We start from the raw sequence: 15,437 nt of genomic DNA on the forward strand, positions 1-15,437 counted from the left end.
CGATGCCGGGGTGACGTCAACAACATAGCCCCGAAAGATGAAGGGGATGAGGTGGTTTATGCAAACAACAACGGCCCTGCGCCTGTATGGCAAACGAGACCTGCGCCTGGAAACCTTTACCCTCCCGGCGATGCAGGACGATGAGATCCTCGCCCGGGTGGTCACGGACAGCCTGTGTCTTTCCTCATGGAAAGAGGCCAATCAGGGTGCCGATCATAAAAAGGTGCCAGATGATGTGGCCACCAGGCCCATTATTATCGGTCATGAATTCTGCGGCGAAATCCTTGCCGTCGGTAAAAAGTGGCAGCATAAGTTTCAGCCAGGGCAGCGCTACGTGATCCAGGCCAACCTGCAGTTGCCCGACCGACCCGACTGCCCCGGCTACTCATTCCCATGGATCGGTGGCGAAGCCACCCATGTGGTGATCCCCAATGAGGTGATGGCGCAGGATTGCCTGCTCACCTGGGAGGGGGATACCTGGTTTGAAGGATCGCTGGTGGAGCCGCTCTCCTGCGTCATTGGCGCTTTCAACGCCAATTATCATCTGCAGGAGGGGAGTTACAACCACGTGATGGGGATCCGTCCTCAGGGACGCACTCTGATCCTGGGCGGGACGGGGCCGATGGGGCTGCTGGCTATCGACTATGCGCTGCACGGCCCCATCAATCCTTCACTACTGGTAGTGACCGATACCAATAAGCCGAAGCTCAGCTACGCCCGCCGTCATTACCCCTCTGAGCCGCAGACGCTGATCCACTACCTCGACGGCCATGAGGCCAGTCGCGATACGCTGCTGGCGCTCAGCGGCGGCCATGGCTTCGACGATATCTTCGTGTTTGTGCCAAACGAACAGCTGATCACCCTGGCCTCCTCGTTGCTGGCTCCGGACGGCTGCCTGAATTTCTTTGCTGGCCCCCAGGATAAGCAATTCAGCGCCCCGATCAACTTCTACGACGTGCACTACGCCTTTACCCACTACGTCGGCACCTCCGGCGGTAATACTGACGATATGCGCGCCGCGGTGGCGCTAATGCAGGCGAAAAAGGTCCAGACGGCGAAAGTGGTCACCCATATTCTCGGCCTGAACGCCGCGGGCGAAACCACCCTCGATCTGCCTGCCGTCGGCGGGGGAAAAAAGCTGGTGTATACTGGAAAAGCCTTCCCGCTCACGCCGCTGGGCGAGATCGCCGATCCCGAACTGGCAGCGATTGTGGCGCGTCACCATGGGATCTGGTCCCAGGAGGCTGAAGCGTATCTGCTGGCCCACGCGGAGGATATTACGCATGATTAACCGCGATACGCTGCTGTGCATCTCCCTGGCGGGTCGCCCCGGCAACTTCGGCACCCGCTTTCATAACTATCTGTATGACAAGCTGGGATTGAACTACCTCTACAAAGCCTTTACGACTAAGGATATTGAGGCGGCGGTAAAAGGGGTTCGCGCATTGGGTATCCGCGGCTGTGCGGTCTCCATGCCGTTTAAAGAGAGCTGCATACCGTTTCTTGACGCGATCGATCCGTCAGCAAAAGTCATCGACTCCGTCAACACCATCGTCAATGACGACGGGAAGTTAACCGGGCTAAACACCGATTACATCGCGGTCAAAAGCCTGATCGCCAGCCATCGGCTCGATACCAACGCCAGAGTGATGATTCAGGGTAGCGGCGGCATGGGGAAAGCCGTCATTGCCGCCTTCCGTGATGCCGGTTTCCGCGACGTGATCATTGCGGCCCGCAATCGCCAGCGCGGCCTGGCGCTGGCAAAACAGTATGGCTTTCAGTGGCAGCCCCTGCCCGAAGGGATCGCAGCCGAGATTCTGGTCAATGTCACACCGCTGGGCATGGCAGGGGGAGCGGAAAGTAACACGCTGGCGTTCAGCAAGGCCATGGTGGCCCAGGCCAGCGTCGTGTTTGACGTGGTCGCGTTGCCGGCGGAAACTCCGCTGATCCGCCTGGCGCAACAACGGGGTAAGCAAACCATCAGCGGTGCGGAAGTCATTGCCCTGCAAGCTGTCGAGCAGTTCGCCCTTTATACCGGCGTACGACCGGATAACGCGCTGGTGGCAGAAGCCTCGGCGTTTGCCAGAAGCTAGGATGTCCCTCCCGGGAAGGCGTCAGCCACGTCCCGGGAGGGCTACCTCGCCAGAAAAGAAGCGACATAGACGGAAAAATAATCCGTCTCAGTAGTCATCCCGTTCGTCGTCTTCATCCGGCTGCTCCATCACGCTGTAAGCCACTGAGCAGAACAGGCTGTTCAGACGCTTCATATCCCCCAGCAGCGCCAGGTGCAACGTACTGGTTTCGATACTCTGCACGTTCTGCTGATGCAGACGGTCAACGTGCGCATGCGAGTAACGGCGGTTAAGAATGCGGAACCGGTGTTTGCTGCGCCGCAGACGGCGGGCGCTGGGTACATCGCTGGAGAAGAAGACCGACATCGCCAGCTGCAGATTGCTGAGCAACAGATCGTACAGCGCATCCAGCTCCTTTAACCCTTCCACCGAGAAGGCGCGCCGCGCCGCCAGCGATTTATCGGCGATCTCGCTGCCCATCCGCTCGACGATATCGGACGCCTGCTCGAGGTTTAGCGACATCTCAATGATTTCCGCCCAGCGCCGGGACTCCTCCTCCGCCAGCTCATCCTTTGGCATTCGCGCCAGATAGAGCTTAATGGCGGTGTAGAGCACGTTGATATCGTCCGCCATACGACGTAGCTCTTTCTCCTGACGCGGTTCGCCATGCATCACTTTATGCAGGCTCCCCAGCATCTGCTCCATCGCATCTCCAATGCGCAGCGTCTCGCGCGCGGCATTGGCCAGCGCCAGCGCTGGCGTATCCAGCGCCGACGGGTCAAGATGCTTGGGTTTCAGCTGGTTATCCAGCTCGGGCTCATCGCGGATCATACGCTGGCACAGCTTCGCCATCGGTCCGGCAAAGGGCACCATCGCGATGCAGCGCAGCAGGTTATAAAAGACGTGGAAGTAGATAACCAGCTCAGACTCCGCCAACGGCAGCTTGTGCATCGCCGCGGCCAGCGGATGGACAAATGGCAGAATAATCAGGCTCCCCACCAGCTTAAACAGCAGGCTACCCAGCGCCACGCGGCGCGCCGCCGCGTTTGCCGCGCTGTTGTTGAGCATCGCCAACAGCCCGGAGCCCAGGTTGGCGCCAATTACCAGGCACAGCGCCACCGGGAAGGAGATTGCTCCCGCCGCGGTCAGCGTCGCCGTCAGCAGCACCGCCGCCAGGCTGGAGTAGCTGATGATCGCGAATACGGCGCCAATTAAGGCATCCAGCATGATATCGCCGGTCAGCGAGGCGAAAATCACCTGCACGCCGTTGGCCTGGGTGATGGGGTTCACGGCCTGCACAATCAGCTCCAGGGCCAGCAGGATCAGCCCCAGACCAATCCCCACTCGCCCCAGCTGCCCGGCGCGGGTTTGCTTGCGGCCAAGGAAGAAGATCACCCCGATAAAAATGAGTAGCGGCGATAGCCACGACAGGTCGAAGGTCAGCACCCTCGCCATCAGCGCCGTCCCGACGTCGGCCCCCAGCACCATTACCAGCGCTGGCGTCAGGCCCACCAGATCCTGGGCGACAAACGAGGTCACCAGCATGGTGGTGGCATTGCTGCTTTGCACCAGCGCAGTGACGCCAAGACCCGCGCAGAAGGCGAGCGGCTTTTTCTCTACGCTGCTACTGAGAACGGTACGCAGGCGAGCGCCATAGACGCGCATCACCCCGGTACGCACAATATGCGTGCCCCACACCAGCAGAGCAACCGCGGACAACAGGTGTAGCAGAGTTAACACGGAATCAGCTTCTCCTTATCGTTATAGGTTTTCCGAAGATCAGGAACCTCTCTCAGTATAAGGGGTTAACCTCAATAAAGAGACAAGGCGCTCACAGAGCGCCTTGTTTGTTGTAAGGAAAGGTGACGATTTAGTCGGCATCATAGCCCAGATTAGGCGCTAACCAGCGCTCGACTTCCGCCGGGGTCATCCCTTTACGCAGCGCGTAGTCTTCGACCTGGTCGCGCTGGATCTGCGCCACGGCGAAGTACTTGCTGTCCGGATGGCTGAAGTACCAGCCGGAAACCGATGCCCCCGGCCACATGGCGAACGATTCGGTCAGCTTCATGCCGGTATGGGCTTCGACGTCCAGCAGCTGCCAGATGGTGCCTTTTTCGGTGTGCTCCGGACAGGCCGGATACCCCGGCGCCGGACGGATCCCCTGGTAGTTCTCGCGGATAAGCTCCTCATTGCTGAGGTTCTCATTGGCCGCATACCCCCAGTAGACCTTACGCACTTTCTCGTGCAGATACTCGGCGAAGGCTTCCGCCAGACGATCGGCGATGGCCTTGATCATGATCTTGTTATAGTCATCATGCTGCGCTTCATAGGCGTCCGCCAGCGCGTCCTCTTCCAGGCCGCCGGTCACGGCAAAGGCGCCGATGTAGTCCGCCTTGCCGCTCAGCTTCGGCGCGACAAAATCGGCGAGGCAGTAGTTCGCGAAGCCGACCTTTTCCGTCTGCTGACGCAGATGATGGCTCACCGTCAGCACGTGGGTGCGGGTTTCATCGCGATAAATTTCAATATCGTCGCCCACGCGGTTGGCCGGGAACAACCCGACCACGCCGCGCGGGTTCAGGGTTTTCTCTGCGCTGAGTTTATCTAACAAATCGTTGGCGTCTTTGAACAGGCGCTGTGCCTCTTCGCCCACCACTTCATCTTCCAGAATCCGCGGGTATTTACCCGCCAGCGACCAGGTCATGAAGAACGGCGTCCAGTCGATGTAGTTGCGCAGCGTCTCGATGCTCGCTTCCACCTCCTGTACCCCCAGGCGATGGGCCACCGGCGGCGTGTAGCTCTCCCAGTCGAAGGCCAGATCGTTTTCCCGCGCCGCGGCCAGGGTCACCGGCGGCGTGCGCGGTTTTTTACGCCCATGCTGAATACGCACGGTCTCATACTCTTTACGCGTGCGGGCGACAAAATCATCGCGCTGCGTATCCGAGAGCAGCGCAGCCACCACCCCGACGGTGCGCGAGGCGTTCTGTACGTAAACGGTCGGGCCACTGTAGTTCTGCTCGATTTTCACCGCCGTATGCGCTTTCGAGGTAGTCGCGCCACCGATCAGCAGCGGGATGGTAAAGCCCTGGCGCTCCATCTCTTTCGCCACGTTAACCATCTCGTCCAGTGACGGAGTAATCAGCCCGGAAAGGCCGATCAGATCCGCATTGACCTCTTTGGCGGTTTTGAGAATTTTATCTGCCGGGACCATCACGCCAAGATCGATAATTTCGTAGTTATTACACTGCAGCACCACGCCGACGATGTTTTTACCGATGTCGTGAACGTCGCCTTTTACGGTGGCAATCACCATTTTGCCGTTACTGGAGCCCTGTTCTTTGCTGGCTTCGATATAAGGTTCGAGGTAGGCCACCGCCTGTTTCATCACGCGAGCGGATTTCACCACCTGCGGCAGGAACATTTTACCTTCGCCGAACAGGTCGCCGACCACGTTCATGCCGTCCATCAGCGGCCCTTCAATCACCTCAATCGGGCGGGCAGCCTGCTGACGCGCCTCTTCGGTGTCCTGTTCGATAAATTCAGTAATGCCCTTCACCAGCGAATATTCGAGACGCTTTTTCACGTCCCAACTGCGCCATTCCGCCTGCTGAGCATTCGCGCCGTCGTCCGCTTTGCTGCCGCGATATTTTTCCGCCAGCTCAAGTAACCGTTCGGTACTGTCATCGCGGCGGTTAAGGATCACATCTTCGACCGCGTCGCGCAGCTCGCCAGGCAGATCGTCGTAAATCGCCAGTTGGCCAGCGTTAACGATCCCCATATCCATGCCGTTACGGATCGCGTAGTAGAGGAACACGGCGTGGATCGCCTCACGTACCGGGTCATTACCGCGGAACGAGAACGACACGTTGGAGACGCCGCCGGAGATCAGCGCATGCGGCAGCTCGCGTTTGATGTCTTCGCAGGCGCCGATAAAGTCCTGCGCATAGTTGTTATGCTCTTCGATACCGGTCGCTACCGCAAAGATATTGGGATCAAAGATGATATCTTCTGGCGGGAAGCCGACCTCTTCAGTGAGAATTTTGTAAGCGCGACGGCAAATCTCAATTTTGCGTTCGCGGGTGTCGGCCTGACCCACTTCGTCAAAGGCCATCACCACTACCGCGGCGCCATAACGGCGAACCAGCTTCGCATGGTGGATAAAGGGTTCGACGCCCTCTTTCATCGAAATCGAGTTAACAATGCCTTTGCCCTGAATGCATTTCAAACCCTTTTCAATGACTTCCCACTTGGAGGAGTCGATCATGATCGGCACGCGGGCAATGTCCGGCTCGCCGGCAATCAGGTTGAGGAAGCGCACCATCGCCGCTTCCGCGTCGAGCATCCCCTCATCCATGTTGATATCGATAATCTGCGCGCCGCTTTCGACCTGCTGACGGGCAACGTCCAGCGCTTCGCTGTACTTCTCTTCTTTGATCAAGCGCTTAAATTTCGCCGAGCCGGTGACGTTGGTACGTTCGCCGACGTTAACGAACAGGCTGTCGTCGCCGATGTTCAGCGGCTCCAGGCCAGCGAGGCGGCAGGCCACCGGCAGTTCCGGCAACTGGCGCGGCGGTAAACCGGCCACCGCCCGGCTCATAGCGGCAATATGCTCCGGGGTCGTACCGCAGCAGCCGCCGACGATATTGAGGAAACCGGCTTCCGCCCATTCGCGAATCTGCGTCGCCATGGTGTCGGCATCCAGATCGTATTCACCGAAGGCGTTGGGCAGACCGGCGTTCGGGTGCGCCGTGACGTAGCATTCGGCGATGCGCGACAGCTCCTGGACATACTGCCGCAGTTCGTCCGGCCCGAGGGCGCAGTTCAGACCAAACGATAAGGCTTCGGCGTGACGCAGCGAGTTATAAAAGGCTTCGGTGGTCTGTCCGGAAAGCGTGCGGCCGGACGCATCGGTGATGGTGCCGGAGATCATCAGCGGCAGGTCAACGCCCAGCGCCTCCAGCTCCTCTTTCACCGCATAGATGGCCGCCTTGGCGTTCAGAGTATCAAATACCGTTTCAATCAGGATCAGATCCACGCCACCTTCCACCAGCGCCCGGGTGGATTCGCGATAGGCGGCCACCAGCTGGTCAAAGGTAATATTACGGAACGCCGGATCGTTCACATCAGGCGAAATAGAGGCGGTACGGTTGGTCGGGCCAAGCACGCCCGCGACGTAGCGCGGTTTTTCCGGCGTGCGGGCCGTCCAGGCGTCGGCGCTGGCGCGGGCCAGCTTCGCCGCGGCAAAGTTGATCTCGGCCGACAGGGATTCCATCTGGTAATCCGCCATCGCGATGGTCGTCGAGTTAAAGGTGTTGGTCTCAATGATATCCGCACCGGCCTCGAAGTAGGCGTCGTGGATCTCGCGGATCACCTCGGGCTTGCTGAGCACCAGCAGGTCGTTGTTGCCTTTCAGGTCGCACGGCCAGTCAGCAAAGCGCTCACCGCGAAAGTCCTGCTCACTCAGACGATAGCCCTGGATCATGGTGCCCATGCCCCCATCCAGAACCAGAATACGTTCTTTTAACTGCTGATGCAGTTGCTCAACTTTGCTGCTCACACTTGCTCCCGACAACGCTCAACTCAGGCCAAATAGCCAACAAACCATACTGGCATAAACCACCGGAGCGGAAAAGACAACAACAGGCAATATGAGACATGTTCAGCTTCACTCCTCCGATGAGTCCGGTTGTGATTGCATTATCGCCAAATAAAACGAAAATCATTTCCACGATACAGAAAAAGGAGTCCGCGATGGCCACTACCCCCGTTCCCGCGAAACGCGGCAGAAAACCCGCGGCTGCCACCGCCCAGCAGGCTGGCGGTCAGGTTCAGTCGCTGACCCGCGGCCTGAAATTGCTCGAATGGATTGCCGAGTCTCACAGCAGCGTCGCGCTGACCGAGCTGGCGCAGCAGGCGGGTCTGCCCAACTCCACCACCCACCGCCTGCTGACCACCATGCAGCAGCTGGGCTTCGTCCGCCAGGTGGGCGAGCTGGGCCACTGGGCCGTCGGGGCGCATGCCTTCGTGGTCGGCAGCAGCTTTCTGCAAAGCCGCAATCTGCTGGCGATTGTCCACCCGATCCTGCGCCAGCTGATGGAAGATTCCGGTGAAACGGTGAATCTGGCGGTGCTTGACCAGAGCGACCACCAGGCGATCATTATCGACCAGGTGCAGTGCACCCAGCTGATGCGTATGTCGGCGCCGATCGGCGGTAAGCTGCCGATGCACGCCTCCGGCGCCGGGAAGGCGTTTCTCTCGCAATTAAGCGAAGAGCAGGTCACCAGCCTGCTGCACCGTAAAGGGCTGCATGCCTATACGCATGCCACGCTGGTCTCGCCGCTGCATCTGAAGGAAGATTTAGCGCAGACCCGCAAGCGGGGCTACTCTTTCGATGACGAGGAGCACGCGCTCGGCCTGCGCTGCGTCGCCGCCTGCATTTATGATGAACATCGCGAACCGTTCGCGGCAATCTCCATCTCCGGGCCGATTTCACGCATGACCGATGACCGGGTGACCGAGCTGGGCGCGCTGGTGATCAAAGCGGCGAAGGAAGTGACGCTGGCGTATGGCGGGGTTAAATAAAAAAATGCCCCACAGGGGCATTTTAAGTAGGCCTGATAAGCGCAGCGCCATCAGGCAGATCGGCGCACCCTGCCGGATGGCGGCGTAAACGCCTTATCCGGCCTACTGTCGGCGCCATAGCGCACGCTAAAACGCTGCTTGCGCCGGTAGGCGTAAACATCTTCCACATGGCCGTTTTTAATCCGCGTCTGCAGCTCGCGCCAGTAGTCCGCGCGCAGCAGGTCGGCATGCATCTCCTCAAACAGCGGCCCAACGCGCGGGTCGGCGCACAGCCAGTGGCGGAACTCCTCCGGAAACACATCCCCCGGCGAGACGCTATACCACGGCTCGCTGGCCAGCTCATCTTCCGGATAGCGCGGCGGCGGGATCTGGCGGAAATTCACCTCTGTCATATAGCAAATTTCGTCATAGTCGTAGAACACCACCCGGCCGTGGCGGGTGACGCCGAAGTTTTTAAACAGCATATCGCCGGGAAAGATGTTGGCGGCGGCCAGCTGGCGGATAGCATTGCCATACTCTTCTACCGCATCACGCAATTCCTGGCCGTTAACCTGCTCCAGCCACAGGTTGAGCGGCACCATTCGCCGTTCAATATACAGATGACTGATGACGATGCGGTCGCCGAGATCGGTAAGTTTGTTCCCCGCTTCCGCCTGCAACAGCGCCAGCAGCCCCGGCGCGATTTGCCGTTTATCCAGCACGAAATTTTCAAACTCCTGGGTATCCGCCATCCGCCCGACGCGGTCGTGTTCCTTTACCAGCTGATAGCAGGCGCGCACGTGGGCGGCGGTCACCTCTTTCTGCGGCGCGAAGCGGTCTTTGATCACCTTAAACACCCGGTCAAACCCCGGCAGGGTAAACACCAGCATCACCATCCCGCGAATGCCCGGCGCTTCAATAAACTGCTCATCGCAGCGAGTAATGTAGTGTAAATATTCGCGATAGCTTTCGGTTTTGGCGTGCTTCTGACAGCCAATCGCCATGTACAGCTCGGCCGTCGTTTTGCCCGGCAGGATCTCACGCAGCCATTCCACCAGAGCGCCGGGCAACGGCGCATAAACCATAAAATAGGAACGCGCGAAGCCAAAAACGATGCTTGCTTCGGCATGGGTGGTCAGGCAGGTGTCAACAAACAACTCACCCTCATCGCTGCGGTGGATCGGCAGCAAAAAAGGCAGCGTCGCCATCGGCATGACCAGTTTGCCCACCAGCCAGGCGGCTTTATTCCGGTAGAACAGCTCATTGGCGACCTGCAGATGACAGGTGGCGAGCAGTTCCTCCCCCAGCGCCTCCTGCAGACTGGCAATGATATAGCCGATATCCCGCGCTTTGTTCTGCCACGGCAGCCGCAACGGCAAATCGGACAGTACTTTGCCCAGCAGGTGGGACCAGCCGCGTTCCGGAAAGAAATCTTTCGCCAGCGGTCGCGGTAGGGTGCGAAAGGGACGCTCGGGCTGCGAACTGAAAATAAAGAGCCGCTCGGGGGTCAGCGAGCGGTGGTCAAACAGTCGGCAGTAGACCGAATTGAAAAAGCTCTCGGCAATTTCAAAGCGAGGGTAATCCGGCAACAGTTGGGTGTACTGCTGTTTCACCCGCAGAAGAAAATCGACGTCGGTACTTTTCCCTTCGGTAATGCAGCGCAGCTGCTCTACCACCAGGCCAACGTGGTGATCGTAGAGATGGATACGCTGCTTCATCGCCTGCTGTACGGCGTGCCAGTCAGCCTGTTCAAAGCGCTGCTGCGCGCCGGAGGTCACCTCCAGGAAACGCCCGTACTGGGCGTCGAATCCCTGTAAAATGGTTTGGGCAATCAGTAGTTCCAGGCCACGCGTCATCGCTTTCCCCCATCCGGCACCACGTCATGCCGGATGGCGCGCTCGCTTATCCGGCCTGCATCCCTTCCCAGGCCCGGTCAGCGTCGCGCCGCCGGGCATGGCTCAAAACTGATCTTCTTCGGTCGAGCCGGTCAGCGCCGTCACCGATGAGGCGCCGCCCTGGATAATGGTAGTGACTTTGTCGAAGTAGCCAGTGCCCACCTCCTGCTGGTGCGAGACGAAGCTATAGCCTTCCGGCGCGGCAGCGAATTCCGGCTGCTGCACTTTCTCAACATAGTGGCGCATCCCCTCACCCTGAGCGTAGGCATGGGCGAGGTCGAACATGTTGAACCACATGCTGTGGATCCCGGCGAGGGTAATAAACTGGTATTTGTATCCCATGTCCGACAGCTGCTGCTGGAAGCTGGCGATGGTTTTATCGTCGAGATTTTTCTTCCAGTTAAACGACGGTGAGCAGTTATAGGCCAGCAATTTGCCCGGGAAACGCGCATGGATAGCCTCAGCAAAGCGGCGCGCCTGCTCAAGATCCGGTTTCGACGTTTCGCACCACACCAGATCCGCATACGGCGCATAAGCCAGCCCGCGACTGATCGCCTGCTCGATCCCGGCGTGGGTGCGGAAGAACCCTTCGCTGGTGCGATCCCCGGTAATAAACTCACGATCGTACGGATCGCAGTCAGAGGTAATTAAATCGGCCGCATCGGCATCGGTACGGGCGATCACCAGCGTCGGGACCCCCATCACGTCGGCTGCCAGACGCGCCGCCACCAGCTTCTGAATCGCCTCCTGGGTCGGGACCAACACTTTACCGCCCATATGACCGCACTTCTTCACTGACGCCAGCTGATCTTCGAAGTGAACCGCCGCTGCACCGGCTTCAATCATCGATTTCATCAGCTCAAAGGCGTTAAGGACGCCGCCAAAACCGGCCTCCGCATCCGCCACGATCGGCAGGAAGTAGTCGATATAACGCGGATCGTTCGGTTCAATCCCGACCGACCACTGGATCTGATCGGCACGACGGAAAGTGTTGTTGATCCGATCCACCACCGCCGGTACCGAGTTGGCCGGATACAGCGATTGATCCGGATACATGCTGGACGCCAGGTTAGCATCCGCCGCCACCTGCCAGCCGGAGAGATAAATGGCTTCGATACCCGCCTTCGCCTGCTGCAAGGCCTGGCCGCCGGTCAGCGCGCCGAGACTGTTGACGTACCCTTTTTTCGCCTCACCGTGCAGCAGACGCCACATTTTCGCCGCGCCAAGCTGCGCCAGCGTGCATTCCGGATTCACCGAGCCGCGTAACTTCACCACCTCTTCCGCGCTGTACGGGCGGGTAATGCCTTCCCAGCGCGGGTTCGTCCACTCTTTATTTAATTCTTCGATTTGTTGGGTACGGGTTTTCATGTGCAGATGCTCCATATAATTTCCTGGCTCCCCAGGCGCATTGGTGAAGGACTAAATGGCGAACCACACCATCTGGCGATCAGGCCAGCAGGCGGTAGCCCGGTAATGTCAGAAAATCAATTAGCTCGTCGGAGGTGGTGATCTGCTCCATCAGTCGCGCCGCATCGTCAAAGCGGCCGTGGCTGAAACGGTGCTCTCCCAGCTCCTCCTGAATCACCATCAGCTCTTCCGCCAGCCACTGGCGGAACAGCGCCTTCGTGACCGGGGTGCCGTCGTTCAGGGTTTTCTGATGATGGATCCACTGCCAGATAGAGGTGCGCGAGATCTCGGCCGTCGCGGCGTCTTCCATCAGGCCATAAATCGGGACGCAACCGTTGCCGGAGATCCAGGCTTCGATGTACTGCACCGCCACGCGAATGTTGGCGCGCATCCCGGCTTCCGTGCGCTCGCCCTCGCAGGGGGCCAGCAGCTGTTCGGCGGTAATTGGCGCATCCGCGCTCCGGGTGACCGAGAGCTGATTCGGCTTATCGCCCAGTACGCGGTTAAACACCGCCATAGCGGTATCCGCCAGCCCCGGGTGGGCAATCCAGGTGCCATCGTGACCATTGTTCGCCTCCAGCTCTTTATCGGCGGTGACTTTGCTCAGCACCTGACGGTTACGTTCGGCATCTTTGCTCGGGATAAACGCCGCCATGCCGCCCATCGCAAACGCACCGCGTTTGTGGCAGGTCTTAATCAACAACCGTGAGTAGGCGCTGAGGAACGGTTTATCCATCGTCACCACCTGACGGTCAGGCAACACGCGGTCCGGATGGTTTTTCAGCGTTTTGATATAGCTGAAGATGTAGTCCCAACGGCCGCAGTTCAGGCCAACAATATGGTCGCGCAGCGCATGCAGGATCTCATCCATCTGGAACACCGCTGGCAGCGTCTCAATCAGCAGCGTGGCCTTGATGGTGCCGCGCGGCAGGTCAAAGCGATCTTCCGTAAAGCTAAAGACATCGTTCCACCATGCCGCCTCCTGCCAGGCCTGGGTTTTTGGCAGATAGAAGTAGGGACCGCTCCCCTTCGCCAGCAGCGCCTGGTAGTTATGAAAAAAATAGAGCGCAAAATCGAACAGACTGCCGGGGATGGCCTCATTACGCCAGGTGACGTGCTTTTCCGGCAGGTGCAGGCCGCGCACACGGCATACCAGCACAGCGGGATTGGGCTGCAGCTGGTAGATTTTGCCGGCCTCGTTGGTGTAGCTAATAGTCCCGTTCACGGCATCACGCAGGTTAATTTGGCCATCAATGACTTTACGCCAGTCAGGCGCCAGCGAATCCTCAAAGTCCGCCATAAAGACTTTGACGTTGGCATTCATCGCGTTAATGACCATTTTGCGTTCAACGGGACCGGTGATTTCAACACGGCGATCCTGCAAATCCGCCGGGATACCGCGGATGGTCCAGTTTCCATTTCTAATGGAAGCGGTTTCCGAAATAAAGTCAGGAAGTACACCTTGATCAATGGCCTGCTGCTGCTGCTGACGCGCGGCCAGTAGCTTATTACGCGCCGGCGCAAAGCGGCTCACCAGTTCCGTCAGAAATTCTACCGCCTCAGGCGTTAAGATCTGCTTCTCCTGCTCGCCATAGGGCTGACTAAAGGCCAGTTCATCGGTGATTGTCGCCTGCTGCGTCATTGTGCTGTTCCTCTTGGTTGATCCGCTGGAAGCGAGCGAGAGATCGTTGTGTAGTTTTCGCTCAGCACAATTAAGACTACTCAATTAATTTTCAAAATCAAAAACAATTTCCATTTTAATTTTAAAATAGAGTTAACATATTGATAACAATGGAATTAAAGTTATCATTGAGCATGAAGTGAATTTCGGAAATAAAAAAGGCACCCGAAGGTGCCAGAGGCAAAGTGCTGAAACGCTTTAGGATCGTTTCGTGTAGAGTATTACTCCAGTGTAGGATTCATATGGCGCAGATCGTATGGTGTAATCTGGTAGACATAATAGTTAAGCCAGTTAGCAAACAGCAGATTGCCGTGGCTCCGCCAGGTGGCGCGCGGTTTGTTCTGCGGGTCGTTTTGCGGAAAATAGTTGTAAGGAACCTCTGGATTCAAACCGGCTTCCACATCGCGGAAATATTCGCTTGCCAGGGTATTGGCATCGTACTCCGGGTGGCCGGTAACAAAGGCGATGCGCTTATCTTTGCTGGCAAACAAATACGCATCGCCCTCTTCCGTCTCCGCGAGGATCTCGAGATCGGTGTAGTCGCGGATAAGTCCCGCCGGAAAATCAGCATAGCGTGAGTGCGGGGCCAGGAAAGAGTCGTCGAAACCGCGGGTCAGTAAGGCGTGTGGATGCAGAATATGGTGTTCATAAACGCCAGAAATCTTTTCGGCGCGGGTCTGCTTCGGAATGCCGTACAGAATATTCAGCGCGGCCTGAACCGCCCAACAGACGAACAACGTGGAGGTGACGTGATCCTTCGCCCACTCCAGCACCTGTTTGATCTGTGGCCAGTAAGCAACATCGTTAAACTCAACCAGGCCTAAGGGGGCACCGGTGACAATCAGGCCATCAAAATTCTGATCGCAGATCTCATCGAAATTGCAGTAAAAGTTATTCAGATGCTCCGCCGGCGTATTACGCGACTCACGCGCATCAATACGCAACAACTGGATGTCCACCTGCAGCGGAGAGTTCGACAGCAGACGCAGGAACTGATTTTCCGTCTCGATTTTCTTCGGCATCAGGTTGAGGATTAACACCTTCAGGGGGCGAATTTCCTGAGTCGTTGCACGTGTTGTCGTCATCACAAAGACGTTTTCATTGCGCAAGAAACTGACGGCTGGTAGCTCGTCCTGCACCCGAATTGGCATAACTGTATTACCTCATAGCATACGTATAAACGTTTAGACATCCAGATAGCTGAAGATAACCAGGAATCGGGTGAATGTCGAGTCTGCATGTTCACGGTGAGAAAATTTCACGGCGCGCATTGAGTTAGAATATAAGAATGAAGAAAAGGAGAAAATATGGTTATTAGCATCCGCCGTTCCCGGCCAGATGAAGGGGATAAACTGATTTCGATATGGTGTCGGTCGGTCGACGCCACGCACGATTTTCTGTCAAAAGCGTATCGAAAGGAGCTGGAGGAGATGGTACGCGCATTTTTACCGGAGGCTCCGCTGTGGGTGGCGGCTAACACCCAGGACCAGCCGATCGCCTTTATGCTGCTTACCGGAGAGCATATGGATGCGCTGTTCGTCGATCCGGATGTCCGCGGCTGCGGCGTGGGGAAATTGCTGATTGAGCATGCCCTGTCGTTAACGCCAAAGCTGACGACGAATGTGAATGAGCAGAATGAACAAGCGGTCGGGTTTTATCAGAGGATGGGTTTTAACGTGACAGGGCGTTCTGAGACGGACGATCTGGGGCAACCGTATCCGTTATTGAATTTGATACATGAGCAGCAGGCTGAAGCAGATTAAGATTGACGTCGCAACTGCTGACCCTTAGGCAGGGGCCTCCCCGGAGGCGGTGCTGCGCACC

10 protein-coding genes are annotated in these 15,437 nt (G+C 57.8%); 4 read left to right on the forward strand and 6 right to left on the reverse strand.

Annotated elements, in window-relative coordinates:
• Nucleotides 1-58: 58 nt before the first annotated feature.
• Together sorE and HMPREF3096_RS21665 are read left to right on the forward strand one after the other, a co-directional pair.
• Nucleotides 59-1,291, forward strand: a complete 1,233-nt coding sequence (gene sorE, locus HMPREF3096_RS21660) for an L-sorbose 1-phosphate reductase (RefSeq protein ID WP_008807323.1) — start codon at nt 59-61, stop codon at nt 1,289-1,291.
• Nucleotides 1,284-2,093 carry a shikimate 5-dehydrogenase gene (locus HMPREF3096_RS21665; protein ID WP_008807324.1) on the forward strand — a complete coding sequence of 270 codons (810 nt, stop codon included), beginning with the start codon at nt 1,284-1,286 and terminating at the stop codon, nt 2,091-2,093. The genes sorE and HMPREF3096_RS21665 overlap by 8 nt, the downstream gene beginning before the upstream one ends.
• 87 nt (nt 2,094-2,180) lie before the next feature.
• Here the strand turns inward: HMPREF3096_RS21665 and HMPREF3096_RS21670 are convergent, their stop codons facing one another.
• Together HMPREF3096_RS21670 and metH are read right to left on the reverse strand one after the other, a co-directional pair.
• On the reverse strand, nt 2,181-3,812 hold the full coding sequence (locus HMPREF3096_RS21670) for a Na/Pi cotransporter family protein (protein WP_008807325.1): 1,632 nt from the start codon (nt 3,810-3,812) through the stop codon (nt 2,181-2,183).
• Between the two features lie 130 nt (nt 3,813-3,942).
• Complete coding sequence (metH, locus tag HMPREF3096_RS21675; protein WP_023296890.1) at nt 3,943-7,626, reverse strand: methionine synthase; 3,684 nt, start codon at nt 7,624-7,626, stop codon at nt 3,943-3,945.
• A gap of 194 nt (nt 7,627-7,820) precedes the next feature.
• On the opposite strand from metH, the gene iclR reads away from it, so the two are divergent.
• Nucleotides 7,821-8,651 carry a glyoxylate bypass operon transcriptional repressor IclR gene (gene iclR, locus HMPREF3096_RS21680; protein ID WP_004206826.1) on the forward strand — a complete coding sequence of 277 codons (831 nt, stop codon included), beginning with the start codon at nt 7,821-7,823 and terminating at the stop codon, nt 8,649-8,651.
• Nucleotides 8,652-8,701: 50 nt separating this feature from the next.
• Here the strand turns inward: iclR and aceK are convergent, their stop codons facing one another.
• The 4 genes from aceK to metA all read right to left on the reverse strand — a co-directional run bounded on the left by aceK (nt 8,702) and on the right by metA (nt 14,764).
• Nucleotides 8,702-10,486 (reverse strand): bifunctional isocitrate dehydrogenase kinase/phosphatase, encoded by a 1,785-nt coding sequence (gene aceK, locus HMPREF3096_RS21685; protein ID WP_070544579.1) that lies wholly within the window; start codon nt 10,484-10,486, stop codon nt 8,702-8,704.
• Nucleotides 10,487-10,588: 102 nt separating this feature from the next.
• Nucleotides 10,589-11,893, reverse strand: a complete 1,305-nt coding sequence (gene aceA / locus HMPREF3096_RS21690) for an isocitrate lyase (protein WP_032701149.1) — start codon at nt 11,891-11,893, stop codon at nt 10,589-10,591.
• A gap of 79 nt (nt 11,894-11,972) precedes the next feature.
• Nucleotides 11,973-13,574, reverse strand: coding sequence for a malate synthase A (gene aceB, locus HMPREF3096_RS21695; RefSeq protein ID WP_008807330.1), 1,602 nt, complete (start codon nt 13,572-13,574; stop codon nt 11,973-11,975).
• 260 nt (nt 13,575-13,834) lie between these two features.
• Entirely contained in the window at nt 13,835-14,764 is a 930-nt protein-coding gene (gene metA / locus HMPREF3096_RS21700; RefSeq protein WP_008807331.1) for a homoserine O-acetyltransferase MetA, read from the reverse strand.
• A 156-nt stretch (nt 14,765-14,920) separates the two neighbouring features.
• Here metA and HMPREF3096_RS21705 point away from each other — a divergent pair, with 156 nt between their 5' ends.
• Nucleotides 14,921-15,376: an acetyltransferase gene (locus tag HMPREF3096_RS21705; RefSeq protein ID WP_032731670.1), complete on the forward strand. Its 456-nt coding sequence runs from the start codon at nt 14,921-14,923 to the stop codon at nt 15,374-15,376.
• Nucleotides 15,377-15,437 lie beyond the last annotated feature (61 nt).

The sequence above is a fragment of the Klebsiella sp. HMSC25G12 genome (assembly GCF_001807705.1).
GTDB classification, from domain to species: Bacteria; Pseudomonadota; Gammaproteobacteria; order Enterobacterales; family Enterobacteriaceae; genus Klebsiella; species Klebsiella variicola.